16 protein-coding genes and 1 tRNA gene are annotated in these 17,177 nt (G+C 69.9%); 4 read left to right on the top strand and 13 right to left on the bottom strand.

Going from position 1 to position 17,177, the window contains the following annotated elements; genetic code table 11:
* Positions 1 to 55: 55 nt before the first annotated feature.
* The 4 genes from ACIBLC_RS30085 to ACIBLC_RS30070 all read right to left on the bottom strand — a co-directional run bounded on the left by ACIBLC_RS30085 (position 56) and on the right by ACIBLC_RS30070 (position 3,733).
* Positions 56 to 319 carry a hypothetical protein gene (locus ACIBLC_RS30085; protein ID WP_399214447.1) on the bottom strand — a complete coding sequence of 88 codons (264 nt, stop codon included), beginning with the start codon at positions 317 to 319 and terminating at the stop codon, positions 56 to 58.
* A 92-nt stretch (positions 320 to 411) separates the two neighbouring features.
* The gene (locus ACIBLC_RS30080; RefSeq protein ID WP_399214446.1) at positions 412 to 1,296 is read right to left on the bottom strand and encodes an SDR family oxidoreductase; all 885 of its coding nucleotides are present in this window, start codon (positions 1,294 to 1,296) and stop codon (positions 412 to 414) included.
* Positions 1,293 to 2,210, bottom strand: coding sequence for an alpha/beta fold hydrolase (locus ACIBLC_RS30075; protein WP_399214445.1), 918 nt, complete (start codon positions 2,208 to 2,210; stop codon positions 1,293 to 1,295). The genes ACIBLC_RS30080 and ACIBLC_RS30075 overlap by 4 nt, the downstream gene beginning before the upstream one ends.
* Entirely contained in the window at positions 2,207 to 3,733 is a 1,527-nt protein-coding gene (locus ACIBLC_RS30070) for a flavin-containing monooxygenase (RefSeq protein ID WP_399214444.1), read from the bottom strand. The genes ACIBLC_RS30075 and ACIBLC_RS30070 overlap by 4 nt, the downstream gene beginning before the upstream one ends.
* A 152-nt stretch (positions 3,734 to 3,885) precedes the next feature.
* On the opposite strand from ACIBLC_RS30070, the gene ACIBLC_RS30065 reads away from it, so the two are divergent.
* A complete protein-coding gene (locus ACIBLC_RS30065; protein WP_399214503.1) occupies positions 3,886 to 4,512 on the top strand; it encodes a MerR family transcriptional regulator in 627 nt (208 codons plus the stop codon).
* An 81-nt stretch (positions 4,513 to 4,593) separates the two neighbouring features.
* On the opposite strand, the gene ACIBLC_RS30060 is transcribed toward ACIBLC_RS30065, so the two are convergent.
* Positions 4,594 to 5,406: an exodeoxyribonuclease III gene (locus ACIBLC_RS30060; RefSeq protein ID WP_399214443.1), complete on the bottom strand. Its 813-nt coding sequence runs from the start codon at positions 5,404 to 5,406 to the stop codon at positions 4,594 to 4,596.
* A 58-nt stretch (positions 5,407 to 5,464) separates the two neighbouring features.
* On the opposite strand from ACIBLC_RS30060, the gene ACIBLC_RS30055 reads away from it, so the two are divergent.
* Positions 5,465 to 5,950 carry a GNAT family N-acetyltransferase gene (locus ACIBLC_RS30055; RefSeq protein ID WP_399214442.1) on the top strand — a complete coding sequence of 162 codons (486 nt, stop codon included), beginning with the start codon at positions 5,465 to 5,467 and terminating at the stop codon, positions 5,948 to 5,950.
* Between the two features lie 91 nt (positions 5,951 to 6,041).
* Here the strand turns inward: ACIBLC_RS30055 and ACIBLC_RS30050 are convergent.
* The 7 genes from ACIBLC_RS30050 to galU all read right to left on the bottom strand — a co-directional run bounded on the left by ACIBLC_RS30050 (position 6,042) and on the right by galU (position 11,774).
* A tRNA-Ala gene (locus tag ACIBLC_RS30050) sits at positions 6,042 to 6,115 on the bottom strand.
* Between the two features lie 95 nt (positions 6,116 to 6,210).
* On the bottom strand, positions 6,211 to 7,521 hold the full coding sequence (glpR, locus tag ACIBLC_RS30045) for a gephyrin-like molybdotransferase receptor GlpR (RefSeq protein WP_399214441.1): 1,311 nt from the start codon (positions 7,519 to 7,521) through the stop codon (positions 6,211 to 6,213).
* A gap of 173 nt (positions 7,522 to 7,694) precedes the next feature.
* Positions 7,695 to 8,429 (bottom strand): GNAT family N-acetyltransferase, encoded by a 735-nt coding sequence (locus ACIBLC_RS30040; protein WP_399214502.1) that lies wholly within the window; start codon positions 8,427 to 8,429, stop codon positions 7,695 to 7,697.
* Entirely contained in the window at positions 8,426 to 8,971 is a 546-nt protein-coding gene (locus ACIBLC_RS30035; RefSeq protein ID WP_399214440.1) for a molybdenum cofactor biosynthesis protein B, read from the bottom strand. Before ACIBLC_RS30035 ends, ACIBLC_RS30040 begins: the two co-directional genes overlap by 4 nt.
* Complete coding sequence (gene moaC, locus ACIBLC_RS30030; protein ID WP_399214438.1) at positions 8,968 to 9,480, bottom strand: cyclic pyranopterin monophosphate synthase MoaC; 513 nt, start codon at positions 9,478 to 9,480, stop codon at positions 8,968 to 8,970. The genes ACIBLC_RS30035 and moaC overlap by 4 nt, the downstream gene beginning before the upstream one ends.
* Before the next feature lie 61 nt (positions 9,481 to 9,541).
* Entirely contained in the window at positions 9,542 to 10,864 is a 1,323-nt protein-coding gene (gene glp, locus ACIBLC_RS30025; protein WP_399214437.1) for a gephyrin-like molybdotransferase Glp, read from the bottom strand.
* A 4-nt stretch (positions 10,865 to 10,868) separates the two neighbouring features.
* Positions 10,869 to 11,774, bottom strand: a complete 906-nt coding sequence (gene galU, locus ACIBLC_RS30020; protein WP_399214436.1) for a UTP--glucose-1-phosphate uridylyltransferase GalU — start codon at positions 11,772 to 11,774, stop codon at positions 10,869 to 10,871.
* 93 nt (positions 11,775 to 11,867) lie between these two features.
* Between galU and ACIBLC_RS30015 the strand changes: the two genes are divergently transcribed.
* A complete protein-coding gene (locus ACIBLC_RS30015) occupies positions 11,868 to 12,482 on the top strand; it encodes a 5-formyltetrahydrofolate cyclo-ligase (RefSeq protein WP_399214435.1) in 615 nt (204 codons plus the stop codon).
* 73 nt (positions 12,483 to 12,555) lie between these two features.
* On the opposite strand, the gene ACIBLC_RS30010 is transcribed toward ACIBLC_RS30015, so the two are convergent.
* Positions 12,556 to 15,312 carry a penicillin acylase family protein gene (locus tag ACIBLC_RS30010; protein WP_399214433.1) on the bottom strand — a complete coding sequence of 919 codons (2,757 nt, stop codon included), beginning with the start codon at positions 15,310 to 15,312 and terminating at the stop codon, positions 12,556 to 12,558.
* A 320-nt stretch (positions 15,313 to 15,632) separates the two neighbouring features.
* On the opposite strand from ACIBLC_RS30010, the gene ACIBLC_RS30005 reads away from it, so the two are divergent.
* Positions 15,633 to 17,126, top strand: a complete 1,494-nt coding sequence (locus tag ACIBLC_RS30005) for a potassium/proton antiporter (RefSeq protein WP_399214432.1) — start codon at positions 15,633 to 15,635, stop codon at positions 17,124 to 17,126.
* The last annotated feature ends 51 nt before the right edge of the window (positions 17,127 to 17,177 follow it).

The raw sequence follows: 17,177 nt of genomic DNA, 5'->3' as shown, positions 1-17,177 counted from the left end.
GGGCACCCTCGTTGAAGAGGGCGCCCCGCTCGGTAAGGCTCGTGCCGCTCAACGATCAGATGTCGTAGTCCTGGTCGAAGCGGTCCTGAGACTCCTGCTGCGCGCGCTCGGTGTCCGGACGGCCGGGCTCACGGTCCTGCCCACCGCGCTCACGGTCCGGACGGCCCGGCTCACGGTCCTGCTGACCACGCTCACGGTCCGGGCGGCCCGGCTCACGCTGCTGCGAGGAACGCTCGCTCGCCTCGTCCCGGTTCTCGCCCATCTTCTTCTTGGCCTGCTGCTTCATCTCTTCGGCCTTGTCCTGGAACTGGTCCTTCATACCCATGAGTTTTCACTCCCGTTTGTGGGTGAGGGGGTCAAGCCTCGACCAGACTTACACGGGGGCACAAAGCACGCATTTCGATCAATTACTCACGGTGAGGTTCCCTGCCGCTCCTGCTCGTCCGCCACCCCGCCCGCGCCCACGAGCCCCGTGCCCACGCTCTTGAGCCGCGGCTCGAACCGCCGCATCTCCCGCTGCCCGACCGCCGCGATGATGCCGGGGAGGTAGCCGCGGACGCCCTGCATGCCCCGTAGCCACCACTGCGCGTACACATGGCTCGACCGCCGCTCGATCCCGGCGACGATCCGGTCGACGGCGGGACCCAGCGGATACGTCTTGTTGGCCGGCCACGGCAGCCGCTGCCGCAGTTCGCGCATGACGTCGTCCTGGTCGGCCCCGCGCACCATGTCGGTGTCGGTCCAGGACAGGTAGGCGACCCCGACCCGCACCCCCTTGTACGCGACCTCGGCCCGCAGACTGTGCGCGTACGCCTCCACGCCCGACTTGGACGCGGTGTACGCCGTCATCATCGGGGCCGGCGTGATCGCGGCGAGCGAGGCGATCTGGAGCAGATAGCCGCGGCTCTCCATGAGCGCCGGCATGAAGGCGCGGCCCGTCACCGCCGACCCGATGAGGTTGACCTCGATCACGCGCCGCCAGGCCACCGGGTCGGACTCGGCGAAGGGACCGCCGTTGGCCACGCCCGCGTTCGCGACGACGATGTCCACCTTCCCGAACCGTTCCCTCACCTCCTCCGCGACCCGCGCCATCGCCTCGTGGTCGGTGACGTCGGCATACCAGTGCGCGCTCTCGCTGTGCAGCCGCTCCGAGACCTGCTTGAGCTCGTCCGCCTCCAGACCGACGAGCGCGATCCTCGCGCCGCGTGCGGAGAGCTTGCGGGCGAGGAGTTCACCCACACCCCGCGCGGCCCCCGTGACGACCGCGACCTGTCCTTCGAGGCTCACCCTGCTCATGCGCCCTCCTTGATCTGTGCGTAGGTGGTGACCAGTTCGCGTATCCGGGAGGAGACCAGTTCGGGTGCCTCCACCGGCGTCATGTGCCCGAGCCCCGCCAGTTCGGTGATCCCGACGCAGTTCGGCAGCGTGGCGACCAGGGAACGGGCGTGCACGGGGGGTGTCATCCGGTCCGCCGTACCGACCAGCACAGCGGTCGGTACCGCCAACTGCCGTACGCCGTCGTCGAGATCGAGCACATCGAGGACCACCGACCAGGCGTACCGCACCCGCCGCGGACACGCGTGCACGATCCGCGCGCACGCCTCGATCATGACCGGGGACGAACCGGCGCCCATGGTCGCGTACTTGAGGATCCGCCGGGCGAGCGGCGTGACCGGCCCGAGCGGCGCCCGCGAACCGAGGACCGATTTGGTGAGCCGGGTCCGCAGCCGTCCGGCGGGTATCGGCACCACCCGCGACTCGGCGACCAGCCTCGAACTGCCCGTGCTGCACAGCAGAACGGCCGCCGCGTGCTCCCGGAACCGCGACCGCGCCGAGGCCGCCATCAGCGTCATCCCGCCCATGGAGTGCCCCGCCAGCACGGCCTTCTCACCCGGCGCGAGGGTCGCCGCGAGCACCGCCTCCAGGTCGTCGGCGAGCGCGTCCGTACCGCACGCGTCACTCACGGGGCTGCGCCCGTGCCCGCGCTGGTCGTACGCGATGACCCGGTGGTCGACGGCCAGGTCCCGGATCTGCGCCGCCCAGAAGGCGGTTGAGCAGGTCCAGCCGTGCGCGAGGACGACCGCGGGCGCACCCTCGCGGCCGTGCACCTCGACGTGCAGCCGCGCCCCGTCGGCGGAGACGGCGGTCAGCTCGCGCGCGGGAGCGGGAGGGGCGTAGGGCCCTTGGGCCACGTGCGTCAGTCGGCTCATGCTCCGGCCCCCGCCTTCTTCTTCGTGAGTTCCTGGTGTGCGGCTTCCCCCGTCGGCGCGCGCAGCACCTCGTACTCCGCCAGATCGACCCGCCGGGTGGCCCTGCGGAACTCGGTCGTGGTCCCCGGCCAGACGGTCGTGTTGACCCCGTTGGCGTCGAGGTACCAGCTGTCGCAGCCGCCGGTGTTCCAGACCGTGCGCCGCATGCGCTCCTGGACCTGGCGGTTCCAGGCGGTCACGGCATCGGGGCGCGCTTCGAGGGCGACGCGTCCGCCGAGCACGTCCAACTGCCGTACGTAGTCGGCCATGTAGTTGAGCTGGGACTCGATCATCAGGATCATGCTGGAGTTCCCGAGGCCGGTGTTGGGGCCGATGATCGTCATCCAGTTGGGGAACCCGGCGGCGGTGGCGCCGCGCAGCGACTGCATGCCGCCCTTCCAGGACTCGGCGAGCGTGCGGCCGTCCGCGCCGACGACCCGCTCGGCGATCGGCATGTCGGTGACGTGGAATCCCGTACCGAAGACGATCGCGTCCACCTCCGCCTCGCTGCCGTCGGCCGCGACGAGGGTGGAGCCCCTGATCTCGCTGAGGCCGCCGGTCACCAGGTCCACGTTGGGCTGGCCGAGCGCCGGATAGTAGGTGTTGGAGAGCAGGATCCGCTTGCAGCCGATGCGGTAGTCCGGGGTCAGCCGGGCGCGCACCTCGGGATCCTTGATGCCACGGGCGATGTTGTGCCGGGCCAGCCGCTCCACCAGCCCCAGTTCCTCCGGCCGCTTGGTGAACGCCTGGACCTGCAACTCCCTTATCCCCCACAGGAGTCCACGCCTGGCCCGGGCCGTGAACGGCAACCGCCGGTGCAGCCACCGCTCGGCGCCGCTGATGGCACGGTCGACCCGCGGCATCACCCACGGCGGGGTGCGCTGGAAGAGCGTGAGGCGCGCGACCTCCGGCTGGATGGCCGGCACGATCTGAATGGCCGAGGCCCCGGTGCCGATCATGGCGACGCGCTTGCCGCGCAGGTCGTAGTCATGGTCCCAGCGGGCGGAGTGGAAGACCTTGCCGGGGAAGGTGTCGATCCCCGCGATGTCCGGGATCTTGGGATCGGACAGCGGCCCGGTCGCGGACACGACGACGTCGGCGGTCAGGTACCCGCTGCTGGTCTCGATCCCCCACCGCAGCTTCTCCGCGTCCCAGGTCATCATCTTCACCTCGGAGTCGAACCGAAGATGCGGCCGCAGCCGGAAGACATCCGTGACGTGCTCCAGGTAGGCCCGGATGTGCTCCTGCCCGGAGAAGGTGCGCGGCCAGTCGGGATGGGGCGCGAACGAGAACGAGTACAGATGGGACGGCACGTCGCAGGCGCACCCGGGGTAGCTGTTGTCCCGCCAGGTGCCGCCCACGCTGCCGGCCCGTTCCAGGACGACGAAGTCGGTGACTCCCTCACGGCGCAGCCGTACAGCCGCCCCCAGGCCGCCGAACCCCGACCCGATCACCGCCACCCGCACATGCTCGTGCTCGGTCATCCCGAAGCCTCCCTAGCCGCAACCATGCCAGTGAACACTGGCGTAATGGGGAGAGTAGGGCAGGTTCGTACTCATGGGTAGGGGTCGCGGCAGGGAAAGTTACCCACGGTACGACGTAGGGTGCCGACGTGACGGAGAAGCGCGAGTACCGGATGGCGGAACTGGCCAAGGAGGCCGGCATCACCGTGCGCACCCTGCGCTTCTACCGCGAGCGCAAACTGATACCGCCGCCCCGCCGCGAGGGCCGTATCGCGTGGTACGACGACACCCACCTGGCCCGCCTGCGCACGATCTCGGCGCTCCTGGAACGCGGCCACACCCTGAACGGCATCGCGGAGCTCGCGGAAGCCTTCGACCACGGCCGCGACGTGGGTGAACTGCTGGGCCTCGGTGAGCCCACCGAGGAGACCCCGGTCCGCCTCTCCCCCGAGGAACTGGCCGACGTCTTCGCCGGCCAGGCCACCCCGGAGAACCTCGCCGCCTCACTCGACCTCGGCTACCTCGGCACCGACGGCGGCGAGATCGTGCACGTCAGCCGCCGCCTGCTCGAGGCCTCGGCGGCGCTGGTCCGCGAGGGCATCCCCCTGGCGGACGTCCTCTCCACGGCCCGCCGCGTACGCGACCACGCCGACAGCCTCGCCGACCTCTTCATCGGCCTGGTCCTCACCGGGAACCGCACCCCGGAGGACCTCAAACGCCTGCGCCCCCTGGCCAAGAGCGTGGTGGAGGCGGAACTCTCGATGGCCCTGGACCGACGACTACGGGAGCTGCGGCCGTAGCCCTACGGGGCCTGGGTCTACGAGGCCTGATCTACGGGATCTGGGGATCTACGGGATCCCCCGGGTCACCTGATCGACCGATCACCCGATCACCTGGTCGTAGACCACCGTCACCGGCGCGTGGTCCGACCACCGCTCGTCGTGCGTGGCCGCCCGCTCCACGAACCCCTTGACGGCCTTGTCCGCGAGCCCCGGCGTCGACACCTGGCAGTCGATCCTCCACCCCGCGTCGTTGTCGAAAGCCCGCCCCCGGTACGACCACCACGAGTACGGCCCCTCGACGTCGGGGTGCAGCGCGCGCACGACATCGACGTACCCGCCGTCGGACGGGTCGAAGACGCGGCTCAGCCACTCCCGTTCCTCGGGCAGGAACCCGGAGTTCTTCCTGTTGGACTTCCAGTTCCTGAGGTCGGCCTCCTGGTGGGCGATGTTCCAGTCGCCGCAGACCACGACCTCGCGCCCGTCGGCGGCGGCGCGCTCGCGCAGCCCCTTCAGGTAGGCGAGGAACTCGCCCATGAAGCGGACCTTCTCGTCCTGCCGCTCGGTGCCGACCTCACCCGAGGGCAGGTACAGGCTGGCGACGGTGACGCCGGGCAGGTCGGCCTCGACGTACCGCCCACTGGCGTCGAACTCCTCGGACCCGAAGCCGATCCGCACCCGGTCGGGCTCGCGCCGCGTGTAGAGGGACACCCCCGCACGCCCCTTGGCGACGGCGGGCGCGTGCACGACGTGCCAGCCGTCGGGCGCGCGGACCTCGTCGGGGAGCTGCTGCGGCTCGGCCCGCACCTCCTGGAGGCACAGCACGTCCGCCGAGGTCCCGGCGAGCCACTCCACGAAGCCCTTCTTCGCGGCGGCCCGGAGTCCGTTCACGTTCACAGATGTAATAGTCAGCACCCAGGCACGATACTTAATCCATCCAGCCCACCCTACGCATAGAAGTACGATGGTCCGCATGAATATCCGTCCACTCCCCTTCGACCACCCCGACGCGGTCAAGCTCAACGACCAGGTGCAGGCCGAATACGCGGCGCGCTACGGCGACGAGGGCGATGTCACGCCGCTCGACGCGTCGATGTTCGACCCGCCGCTCGGCCGCTACCTCATCGCGTACGACGACCTGGACCGTCCGGTGGCCACCGGGGGCTGGCGCACCCAGGACGAGAACGACGAGGGGTACGCGGACGGCGACGCCGAGCTCAAGCGCATGTACGTGATCCCGGAGGCCCGCGGCCTCGGCCTGGCCCGCCGCATCCTGGCCGCACTGGAGACGGACGCCCGCGCGGCCGGCCGCACCCGCATGGTCCTGGAGACAGGCACCGAACAGCCCGAGGCGATAGCCCTGTACGAGTCGAGCGGCTACGCCCCGTGCACCAAGTTCGGCCACTACCGCGACTCCCCCATGAGCCGCTGCTTCGCGAAGCCACTGCACTCGACGTAGCCGCCGGACAAACAGAAATCCCGCCCAGTTCACTGAACTGGGCGGGATTCCAAGATCCGTTGACGAGCTGACTCATCAACAGGTCGCAGTGTGGACCTGTGGGGATTTGAACCCCAGACCCCCTCGATGCGAACGAGGTGCGCTACCAGACTGCGCCACAGGCCCTTGCAACGAGAGAAACTCTAGCATCCCCATCAGGGTGCCCGGAAATCCGTTCCTGGCTGGTCAGCCAGCGGCCCGGAGTACCCGTCGCGGCACCGTCACTCGTTGGCCGCGCGCGGCCGGTCCCCGTCCTCGTACTGGTCGAACAGCGGGGTGCGACCGCGCTCGCGGGCGCGCTTGGCGGACGCGGCGCGACGGGCGTCACTGCGGCCGTCGTCGGGGCAGTCCGCGCCGTCGACGCCCCCGTCGTCCTCGCACTCCTCCTCGGCACCACGCTCCGCCTCCGGCGCACTCGGCTCGACGGCGCTGGACCGCGCGGAACTCCACGCGTCCGGCGCCCCCAGGTCGACGCTGGAGGTGGCTCGCGGCGCGACCGGCGCGGTCACATACGTCGGCAGCGGAACCGGCACCGGGTCCCAGCTGTCCCCCCGGCCGGGGCCACGCTGACGCTCGCGCTGCTGGTCCACCCACTCCGCGTGGTCGGTCTGCTCGACGAGCGCGCGGCGGTCGGCGGCGAGCGCCGAGAGGCCGGGGTCGGTCTCCGGCTCCGGCACCTCGTCCTGCTCGTCGGCCCCGGTCTCGGCGGACGGCCGCCGTCGCGGCTGCCGCTCCCGCAGCCGCTGCGCCGCGGCCTCGGCCCGGCGACGGTCCATCGTGTAGGTGAAGCGGCGCTTCTCCTGGGCGCGCAGATACACGATGTACCCGCTCAGCATCACCGCCGGAACTCCGGGCGCCCACAGGAAGGCGAGCCCCCCGACGGCCGCCACGATCGCACCGAGCGAAAAGGCGATAAAGATCATCATCGTCGTACGCCGCCGGCGCGCGAGCACCTTCATGCGCCGGGCGCGCGCCGCGGCCTCCGCCGGCGAGGCACGCCGCGCGGCAGAAGCCTGCCGGGGCACGGGACCGGGCTGGGATTGGGACTGATGCTCGGAGTTGGGCCTGGCCGACTGCCGCGGTACGGGTCTGGAGGCGGCCGGCGCCGAGTGCGGCGCGCGCGCCGGTTCCTGCGGCGCCGACTCCGGCTCCGGCTGAACCGAAGGCTGTTCCTGGCGCTCCTGGCGCTCCTGGACCCGCTCCCGTACTTGTGGACGGGGCTGGGCCTGCGCCGCCGGCCGCTGCTGGGCCGGCGCCTGGGTCGGAGGCATGGCGAAGGCCCGGACGTCCACCGAGTCGGTGACGCCGCCCGTATCGGCGCTGGGCTCCCCCTCTTCGGCGGAGCGCGCCCGCAGGTCCTTGGCGTATCGGCGCTCCATGCCCGCCCGTCCGGACAGCAGCCGGATGGCGGTGCTGAAGCGTTCCGTCGGACGGGCTTCGTTCAGCTCGTCCTGCCTACGGAGCCACATCGGCACCAAGTAGGCGGCCCAGGCCCCGACGATGACTGCGTAGATGAGGCCGCTGCTGCTCACGCCTCACACGGTAGAGGGGTTTGCGTGAGGCCATCTGCCAATTGAGTCGGTGTGTCGCACGATCTGGCTGATATTTCGAGCTTTTTTTGTGACCGATGCGATCAGCAGGCCGCCGGGACCGCGAATTTAATGCCCCGAGTCGATCGGTGAGCGATCAATTTCGAACACCTATTTCATTTACTGGCGTTGCCGGGCTTGCTCGGATTCTGCGCTCCCGACTGACCGGGTCCCACCTGTTCGTGTCCTGCCTGTCCGGGTCTGGTCTGGTCCAACCGTGCCTGTTCGGAGCGCATCCGCTCCGCGCGCGCCCGCTGCCAGCGCCCGAGCAACCCCTCGGGGACCTCTTCGGCGGTGAGTGCGAAGACGAGATGGTCCCGCCAGGCTCCGTCGATGTGGAGATAACGTGGCCGAAGCCCTTCCTCGCGGAATCCGAGTTTCTCCACGACCCTGCGACTGGGCCCGTTCTCGGGGCGAATACAGACTTCGACGCGATGCAGTCCGACGGTGCGGAAGCAGTGGTCGGTCGCGAGCGCAACGGCTGTCGGCATCACGCCGCGCCCGGCCACCGACTGGTCCACCCAGTAGCCGACGTGCCCGGAGCACATCGAGCCCCAGGTGATCCCGGCGACGGTGAGCTGCCCGACGAGCCGCCCCTGGTACTCGATCACGAAGGGCAGCATCCGGCCCGCGTTGGCCTCGGCGCGCAGGTGCCGGACCATCTGCCGGTAGGTCGGCCGGTGTGCGATGGGACCGGTGGGCGTGGGCGGCGGAATGGTCGCTTCCCAGGGCCGCAGCCAGTCCCGGTTGCGCCGGTTGACCTCGCGCCAGGTCCGCTGGTCGCGCACCCTTATCGGCCGGAGGACGACATCGCCGTCCACCAGCTCGACGGGCCAGGATGGGGTGTTCAGCTCGCACCCCCGCTGCCGCTGGGTCTGGAGTGGTCGCCGCCGCGGATCTGGTCGACGGCGTGGGTCAGCAGGGGCTCCAGGACGGCCAGTCCGTCCTTCACCCCTCCGGTGGAACCCGGCAGGTTGACGATCAGCGTCCCGCCCGCGACTCCGGCGAGCCCCCGGGACAGCGCCGCCGTCGGCACCTTGTCCCGGCCGAACGCCCTGATCGCCTCGGCGATGCCCGGGATCTCGTGGTCGAGAACGGCGCGCGTGGCCTCCGGGGTCCGGTCGGTGGGCGAGATCCCGGTGCCGCCGGTGGTGACGATGACGTCGTAACCGGCGTCGGCACCGGCGCGCAGGGCGTGCTCGACCGGGTCTCCGTCCGGAACGACCCACGGCCCGTCGACGGCGAAGCCGAAGGACGTGAGCCCGGCCACGACGAGCGGCCCGCCCCTGTCCTCGTAGACACCGGCCGCGGCGCGGTTGGAGGCCGTGACGACCAGGGCGCTGTACGGGGCGACGAGGGCACCGCCGGCCGGCGGCTGGGTCTGGTCCGTCATGCCCGGCTCCAGTCGCCCGACTTGCCGCCCGTCTTCTCCTCCACGCGTACGTCCGTGATGACCGCTCCCTTGTCGACCGCCTTGACCATGTCGATCACGGTGAGGGCCGCCACACTGACCGCGGTGAGGGCCTCCATCTCGACGCCCGTACGGTCCGTGGTCTTCACGGTGGCGAGGATCTCGACGGCGTCGTCCGCGACCGACAGATCAAGTTTGACACCCGACACCGACAGCGGGTGGCACAGCGGGATCAGATCGGGGGTGCGCTTGGCTCCCATGATGCCCGCGATGCGTGCGGTCGCGAGGGCGTCGCCCTTGGGGACCCCCTCGCCGCGCAGCAGCTCGATCACGCGGGGCGAGACCAGGACGCGGCCGCTGGCGCGGGCGGTGCGCGCGGTGACGTCCTTCGCGGACACGTCGACCATGCGGGCGGCGCCTGCCTCGTCGAGGTGCGTGAGGTGGTCCTGTGCAGGGGGTCCGGGGGTCTCCCCCCGGGACGGAACTGTCATGTGCTGCGGCGCTCCCGGTCGGGCCTGTTGTGCGCGACACGGTACCGCCAACCCGGGCCGCTCAGCCGAGCAGGACCACGTCGACCTCGGTGCCGGGCTCGACGGAGGTGTCGTTCTCGGGGACGACGATCAGACAGTCGGCCTGTGCGAGGGCCGCGACCAGGTGGGATCCGGCGCCTCCGACGGGCGTCACCCGGCCGTCCGCGTACGTCCCGCGCAGGAACTGCCGGCGTCCCGCGGGCGAGGTCAGCGCCTTGTCGGTCGCCAGCACCGCCCGCACCGACGGACGGTGGACGTCCTCCAGGCCCATCAGGGTGCGGATCGCGGGGCGCACGAAGAGTTCGAAGGAGACGTACGAGGACACGGGGTTGCCCGGGAGGGCGAGCAGCGGGGTGTGCTCGGGGCCGATGGTGCCGAAGCCCTGGGGCTTGCCGGGCTGCATGGCGAGTTTGCGGAACTCGATGCCGCTGCCCGCCTCGTCCTCGTCGCCGACGGAGGAGAGGGCCTCCTTGACGACGTCGTAGGCGCCGACGCTCACTCCGCCCGTGGTGACCACCAGGTCCGCGCGGATGAGCTGGTCCTCGATGGTGGCGCGGAGCGTCTCGGCGTCGTCGGCGACGGCGCCGACCCGGTAGGCGATGGCTCCGGCGTCGCGGGCGGCGGCGCACAGGGCGAAGCTGTTGGAGTCGTAGATCTGGCCGGTGCCCAACTTCTCTTCGGGCTGGACGAGTTCGCTGCCGGTGGACATGACGACCACGCGCGCGCGGGGGCGTACGCGGACGGTGCCGCGGCCGATCGCGGCGAGCAGGCCGATCTGCGGGGGGCCCAGGACGGTGCCGGCGTCGAGGGCGCGGTCTCCGGCCTTCACGTCGCTGCCCTTGGCGCGCACGTGCGCGCGTGCCTGGGCCGGGCGGTGGACCCGCACCTGTCCGAAGGCGCCCTCGGGGGCGGTGCTGTGGGCTCGCATCCCGGAGACCGGGCCCTCGCCCAGGCCGCCGTCGGTCCACTCCACGGGGACGACGGCCTCGGCGCCGGGCGGCAGCGGGGCGCCGGTCATGATGCGGGCGGCCTGGCCGGGGCCCACGTGGAGCAGCTCGGCCTGGCCCGCCGCGACATCGCCGACGACCGTCAGAACGGCCGGGAACTCCTCGCTCGCGCCCGCGACATCAGCGACCCGCACCGCGTACCCGTCCATCGAGCTGTTGTCGAACGGCGGCAGGGACACAGGCACCGTGACGTCCTCGACCAGCACGCAGCCCTGGGCGTCGAGGAGTTGCAGCTCGATGGGTTCGAGGGGGCGCACGGTCGCGAGGATGTCCTCCAGGTGCTCGGTCACCGACCAGAGGTGATCCTGGCCGGTGACGCGGGTCGCGGCGGTGCTCAAGTCGCTACATCTCCTCGGCTACGTAACTGCGAAGCCAGGTCCGGAAGTCCGGGCCCAGGTCCTCACGTTCGCATGCGAGTCTGACAATGGCACGCAGGTAGTCGCCGCGGTCCCCGGTGTCATAGCGGCGGCCCCGGAAGACGACGCCGTGCACGGGGCCGCCGACCTTCTCGTCGGTGGCGAGCTGCTGGAGGGCGTCGGTGAGCTGGATCTCGCCGCCGCGGCCGGGCTCGGTCTTGCGCAGTATGTCGAAGACGTGCGGGTCGAGGACGTAGCGTCCGATGATCGCGTAGTTGCTGGGCGCGTCGGCCGGGTCCGGCTTCTCGACCAGTCCTGTCACCTTCACGAGGTCGCCCTCGTCGGTGGTCTCGACGGCGGCACACCCGTAGAGGTGGATCTGCTCGGGCGCGACCTCCATGAGCGCGATGACGCTGCCGCCGTGCCGCTCCTGGACCTCGACCATGCGCGCGAGGAGGGGGTCGCGGGGGTCGATCAGGTCGTCTCCGAGGAGCACCGCGAAGGGTTCGTCGCCGACGTGCGGAGCCGCGCACAGGACGGCGTGACCGAGTCCCTTGGGGTCGCCCTGGCGCACGTAGTGCATGGTGGCGAGGTCGCTGGACTCCTGGACCCTGGCGAGCCGGTCGGCGTCGCCCTTCTTCTGGAGGGCCGATTCGAGCTCGTAGTTACGGTCGAAGTGGTCCTCGAGGGGTCGCTTGTTGCGGCCTGTGATCATCAGGACGTCGTCAAGACCCGCCGCCGCGGCCTCTTCGACCACGTACTGGATCGCCGGCTTGTCGACGACCGGCAGCATCTCCTTGGGAGTGGCTTTGGTGGCCGGCAGGAACCGGGTGCCCAGGCCTGCTGCGGGGATGACAGCCTTGCTGATCCTTGGGGGGTGTGACTCAGTCATGTCCGCAACCATATCCGGTGGCTATGTGCGGAATCTGTAGCTCCGGTTAATTCACTCTCATATGAGCGTATTAGGAAGTTACAGGAGCGACCTGTGCGTCACAGCAGTTCTGGTTCTGAGCCTGACAAGCGTACGTTGCGGCGGGAATTCCTCACGGTGAGAAACAGGTTGACGGCCGATGACGTACAGGCGACAACCGTAGCTCTCGCCGCCCGCGCCCTTGAGCTGCCCGAGCTGACGCACGCGCGCACGGTGGCAGCTTACGTCTCGGTGGGGAGCGAGCCCGGAACCCTCGCGCTCCTGGACGCGCTCCGCGCGCGGGGCGTGCGGGTGCTGCTTCCGGTCCTGCTGGCGGACAACGACCTGGACTGGGGTGTGTACGCCGGAGAGAGCTCCCTCGTCCGCGTCCGACACGGCGGAAAGATGGCCCTCTTGGAGCCCGCGGGGGCGCGGCTGGGGCCGGAGGCCGTCCAGCGGGCGGACGCCGTCCTGCTGCCCGGTCTCGCCGTCGACGCCCGCGGGATGCGCCTGGGGCGCGGCGGGGGCTCGTACGACCGCGTACTGGCCCGTCTGGAGCGCGCGGGGGCCGATCCCGCGCTGGTGGTGCTTCTGTACGCCTCGGAGGTCGTCGAGCGGGTGCCCGGGGAACCGCACGACCGGCCCGTCCACGCGGTGGTGACCCCGGCGGGCGTAAGCCGTTTCCGCTGACGTCCTCGGCTGACGCGATGACGTCGAAAGGGCCCTCCACGCGCGCGTGGAGGGCCCTTTCGACGTCATCGCGTCACGACGGTTTCAGGACCAGCGTGTCGTTCGTGCTGTTCTCGACGGCCTTCTCCGAGAAGGACCAATCCAGCAGTTGTCCCTCGGCCCAGATGTCCGTCTGGTCGGTGTAGTGGGCGCTGTAGGCGTGCCCGGAGGCGCCGGTGAGGTTGATCCACTTGGACTTGTCGAGGTCCCCGAGGTTGACCACCATCCGCATGGACGGCACCCAGACGACGCTGTAGCCGCCCGCCGCGTTCCAGCCGGTCGCGTTGACCGTCGCCTCGCCGCCGCTGAGCTTCCAGGGGCCGCGGTTGAGCATGTATTTGAGGAAGCCGGGGCCTTCGGTACCCAGGGTCTGGTTCTTCAGGAAGAGGCGGTGCAGCCGTCCCCAGCTCCAGGTGTCGATGTCCTTGCCGAGCTTGGCGGTCAGCTCCCAGCGGGCGTCGGCCATGGCCCGGGAGAACAGCTCGTCACGGGTGTCGGTGGCGCCGTCGGTCCGCGTCGCGGGCGTCTTCCACCAGTCGTTGTCCTCGTCGTCGATGATGTTGCGCACCACCTCGAACCAGCGGTCGCCACCGTCAGGCTGCGCCTGGTCCGCGGCGCGCTGGCCGCACTCGAGGACCGTCCGGTCCTCGTCGGCGGGCCCGGTGGTGTCGACCGGGGCCACGTTCAGGCACTGGCCCTCGACCCGCAGCTCCTTGGGCAGCTTGTTGCCGAAGGCGAGCTTGAGGATGTTGCGCCAGACCGAGTTGAAGTAGGCGGCCGCGGCGGAGTCGGCATCCTGGGTGTAGTCCCAGCCCTCCAGGAGCTTCTGCGCCTCGCGGACGTCCTTGTCGTCGACGTCGATCTTGAGCAGCTTGGGCACCAGCAGCTTGGCGATCTCGCTGCTGTTGTCGAGCTGCATCTGGCGCATGTCCTCGGTCGAGATCTTGCCGCCGCCCTTGAGCTTCGACTCGATCAGGTCGGTGATCCGCTGGCTGCGCGTTCCGTAGCCCCAGTCCGTGGTGAGCGTGTAGGGGTACTTGTCCTTGTCGACGACGGCCTGATTGGCGGTGACGATGTAGCCGCGCTTGGGGTTGTACTCGTAGGGCAGCTCGGCCTGCTTGATGTAGTCGCCGGTCCAGTCGTACTTGGAGTCCCAGCCCGGCGCCGGGAGCGAGCCGTCGTAGCCGTCGGGGCGGATCGGGATGCTGCCGGGCAGCTGGTAGCCGATGTTGCCCTCGGTGTCGGCGTAGATCAGGTTCTGCGAGGGGACGTCGAAGGACGCGGACGCGTTGCGGAACTCGCTCCAGTCGGAGGCCTTGTCCAGCTCGAAGACGGCGTCCATGGAGTTGCCGGGTTCCAGCGCCGTCCAGCGCAGCGAGATGCCGTAGCCGTCGCCGCGGTCGGGCGCCGCGGTGTCCACGGTGGCCTTCTGGCCGACCTTGACGAGTTCGTCGTCGCGGTCGGACAGCAGGGGTCCGTTGTCGGTCTCCCGGACGACGATCGTCTTGGACTTGCCGCCCGCGACCTTGATGGTCTCCTTGCGGGTGGTGAAGGGCTTCACCTTGTCGTCGACCTGGTAGCCGTCCCCGGTGAGCTTCTCCAGGTAGAGGTCGGTGACATCGACGCCCGAGTTGGTCATGCCCCAGGCGATGTCCTGGTTGTGGCCGATGACCACTCCGGGCATGCCCGCGAAGGTGTAGCCGGAGACGTCGTACTGGCACGTCGCGGAGATCTTGGTGCAGTGCAGGCCCATCTGGTACCAGACCGAGGGCAGCGAGGCCGACAGGTGCGGGTCGTTGGCCAGCAGCGGCTTGCCGGTGATGGTGTGCGCGCCCGAGACGACCCAGGAGTTGGAGCCGATGCCGTCGCCGTTCACTCCGACGGCGGTCGGCAGGTCGTCGAGAACCTCGTAGAGCCCCGAGAGCTGGCTCTCCAGCCCCGTCGGCGCCTCGGTGTCACCCGCCAGCCCGGTGCCCGCCGCGGAGCCCGTCGTCGAGGTGCCGCCCTGGACGTACGCCTGGGTGGCGCTGTCGTACTGGCCCTCCTGGACGATCGTCTCGTTGCGGCTGTACGGGTACTCCGGGTACAGGTCCTTGATCTGCTGCGGGCCGAGACGGCTGGTCATCAGGGAGCGGTCGATCTCCTCCTGCATGTTGCCGCGCAGGTCCCAGGCCATCGCCTTGAGCCAGGCCACCGAGTCGACCGGGGTCCACTCCTGGGGCTGGTAGTCGTTGCTGAAGCCGAGGGCCGCGTACTCCAGGGAGATGTCCTTGCCGTCCTTGCCCTTCAGGTAGGCGTTGACTCCCTTGGCGTACGCCTGGAGGTACTTCTTCGTGGAGTCCGACAGCTTGGTGTCGTACTCCTCCTTCGCGACCCGGTCCCAGCCCAGGGTGCGCAGGAACTCGTCGTTCTCGACCTGCCCCGAGCCGAACATCTCGGACAGCCGGCCCGAGGTCATGTGCCGGCGTACGTCCATCTCGTAGAACCGGTCCTGCGCCTGGACGAAGCCCTGCGCCATGAAGAGGTCCTCGTCGGAGGAGGCGTAGATCTGCGGGATCCCGTAGCTGTCGCGCTTGACGTCCACGGGTCCTGACAGGCCGTCGAGCGTCGTCTCGCCCGTGGTCTGCGGGAAGGAGGCGCGCACCGTGCTGACGCTCCAGTACGCGCCGAAGGCGACGCCTCCGATGATGGCCAGAACCAGGACGATCAAGAACAGTCGGGCTTTGCGCCCCTTCTTCCTGCCGGACTTGCCGGGCTTTTGGCCGGAAGAGGCGGTGGTGTTGGGGGGCATCGCTGTCCTTGCTGTCCTAACGCGAGCGGCAGGCGGGGCTGTGCATTTGACTGAGCGCTGGAGCAACCATAGGCGCAGGGCCCGCCACGCCTTGACGCGGTGTCGGTTACCCGAACGGACGGGCGTTCGATCTTGCCGACGGGAACGTCAAGAAAGCGTCAAGAGTTAGGTAAGGTAATGAAGTACTTGCACTGAAGTGCCCGGGTTCCGGTGTGGTGATCAGAGGGTTCCGATCCGCGTCCGCCGATCCGGGCCCTGCGATCCGTACCGGATCGACGAGGAAGGAACGGCCGCTGACTGTCCACCACCTCAACCAGCTCATGCTCGTGTGCTCGCTCGTTCTGCTCGTCGCGGTGGCAGCGGTTCGGATCTCCTCGCGCAGCGGGCTCCCGACCCTGCTCGTCTACCTGGGTATCGGCGTCGCGATGGGCCAGGACGGCGTCGGCGACATCCATTTCAACAACACCGAGCTGACACAGGTCATCGGGTACGCGGCCCTGGTCGTCATCCTCGCCGAGGGCGGCCTCAGCACGAAGTGGAAGGAGATCAAGCCGGCCCTTCCCGCCGCCACCTCGCTGGCCCTGGTCGGTGTCGCGGTGAGCGTCGCGGTCACGGCCACGGCCGCCCACCTCATGATCGGCCTGGACTGGCGTCAGGCGTTCATCATCGGGGCGGTGGTGTCCTCGACGGACGCGGCGGCGGTCTTCTCGGTGCTGCGCAAAATCCCCCTCCCCACGCGCGTGACGGGCGTCCTGGAGGCCGAGTCGGGCTTCAACGACGCCCCGGTGGTCATCCTGGTCGTCGCGTTCTGCACGGCGGGCCCGGTGGAGCACTGGTACCTGCTGATCGGCGAGATAGCGCTGGAACTGGCCATCGGCGCGGCCATCGGCATCGCCGTGGGCTGGCTCGGCTCCCTCGGACTGCGGCACGTGGCACTGCCCGCCTCCGGTCTCTACCCGATCGCCGTGATGGCCATCGCCGTCGTGGCGTACGCCGCCGGGGCGCTCGCCCACGGCAGCGGCTTCCTCGCCGTGTACCTCGCGTCGATGGCACTGGGCAACGCGAAGCTGCCGCACTCTCCCGCCACCCGCGGTTTCGCCGAAGGGCTCGGCTGGATCGCCCAGATCGGCATGTTCGTGCTGCTCGGCCTACTGGTCACACCGCACGAGATGGGCGACGACATCTGGCCGGCCCTCGTCATAGGCCTGGTGCTGACGATGGTGGCCCGACCGCTCAGCGTCGTACTGAGCCTGCTGCCGTTCCGCATACCGTGGCAGGAACAGACCCTGATGTCCTGGGCCGGGCTGCGCGGCGCCGTGCCCATCATCCTGGCGACCATCCCGATGGTGAGCGGCATCGAGGAAAGCCGTCGCATCTTCAACATCGTGTTCGTACTGGTCGTCGTCTACACCCTCATCCAGGGACCCACGCTGCCCTGGCTGGCCCGCAAGCTGCGCCTCGGCGAGTCCGGGGGCCCCGCCGACCTGGGCATCGAATCGGCGCCTCTGGAGCGGCTGCGCGGACACCTGCTGTCCGTGAACATCCCCCCGGCATCGCGCATGCACGGCGTCGAGGTGGCCGAACTGCGGCTCCCCGCGGGTGCCGCCGTCACCCTCGTCGTCCGCGACGAGAAGTCCTTCGTGCCCCTGCCCACGACCGTGCTGCGACGCGGTGACGAACTTCTCGTGGTCACGACCGATCCCGTCCGGGACGCGGCCGAGCGACGGCTCCGCGCGGTGGGCCAGGGCGGCAAGCTGGCCGACTGGCTGGGACCTGTCGATGACGGCACCGACCGCCGACAGGGAACCCGCTGAGACGGACGTCGGGGCCGCGGAAACAGATCAATGAGGCATCGGGGCGAACGC

Origin of the sequence: Streptomyces sp. NPDC050535, assembly GCF_044457665.1 — a bacterium.
Lineage (GTDB): Bacteria > Actinomycetota > Actinomycetes > Streptomycetales > Streptomycetaceae > Streptomyces.
Note: the sequence above shows the minus strand (reverse complement) of the source record. Positions and strands in the feature narration are given on the sequence as shown.

Bases quoted from the DNA above. Each gene is read 5' to 3' on its own strand.
- ACIBLC_RS30085 (WP_399214447.1), bottom strand. From the start codon at position 319: ATGAAGGACCAGTTCCAGGACAAGGCCGAAGAGATGAAGCAGCAGGCC.
- ACIBLC_RS30080 (WP_399214446.1), bottom strand. From the start codon at position 1,296: ATGAGCAGGGTGAGCCTCGAAGGACAGGTCGCGGTCGTCACGGGGGCC.
- ACIBLC_RS30075 (WP_399214445.1), bottom strand. From the start codon at position 2,210: ATGAGCCGACTGACGCACGTGGCCCAAGGGCCCTACGCCCCTCCCGCT.
- ACIBLC_RS30070 (WP_399214444.1), bottom strand. From the start codon at position 3,733: ATGACCGAGCACGAGCATGTGCGGGTGGCGGTGATCGGGTCGGGGTTC.
- ACIBLC_RS30065 (WP_399214503.1), top strand. From the start codon at position 3,886: ATGGCGGAACTGGCCAAGGAGGCCGGCATCACCGTGCGCACCCTGCGC.
- ACIBLC_RS30055 (WP_399214442.1), top strand. From the start codon at position 5,465: ATGAATATCCGTCCACTCCCCTTCGACCACCCCGACGCGGTCAAGCTC.
- ACIBLC_RS30035 (WP_399214440.1), bottom strand. From the start codon at position 8,971: ATGACGGACCAGACCCAGCCGCCGGCCGGCGGTGCCCTCGTCGCCCCG.
- moaC (WP_399214438.1), bottom strand. From the start codon at position 9,480: ATGACAGTTCCGTCCCGGGGGGAGACCCCCGGACCCCCTGCACAGGAC.
- galU (WP_399214436.1), bottom strand. From the start codon at position 11,774: ATGACTGAGTCACACCCCCCAAGGATCAGCAAGGCTGTCATCCCCGCA.
- ACIBLC_RS30010 (WP_399214433.1), bottom strand. From the start codon at position 15,312: ATGCCCCCCAACACCACCGCCTCTTCCGGCCAAAAGCCCGGCAAGTCC.
- ACIBLC_RS30005 (WP_399214432.1), top strand. From the start codon at position 15,633: ATGCTCGTGTGCTCGCTCGTTCTGCTCGTCGCGGTGGCAGCGGTTCGG.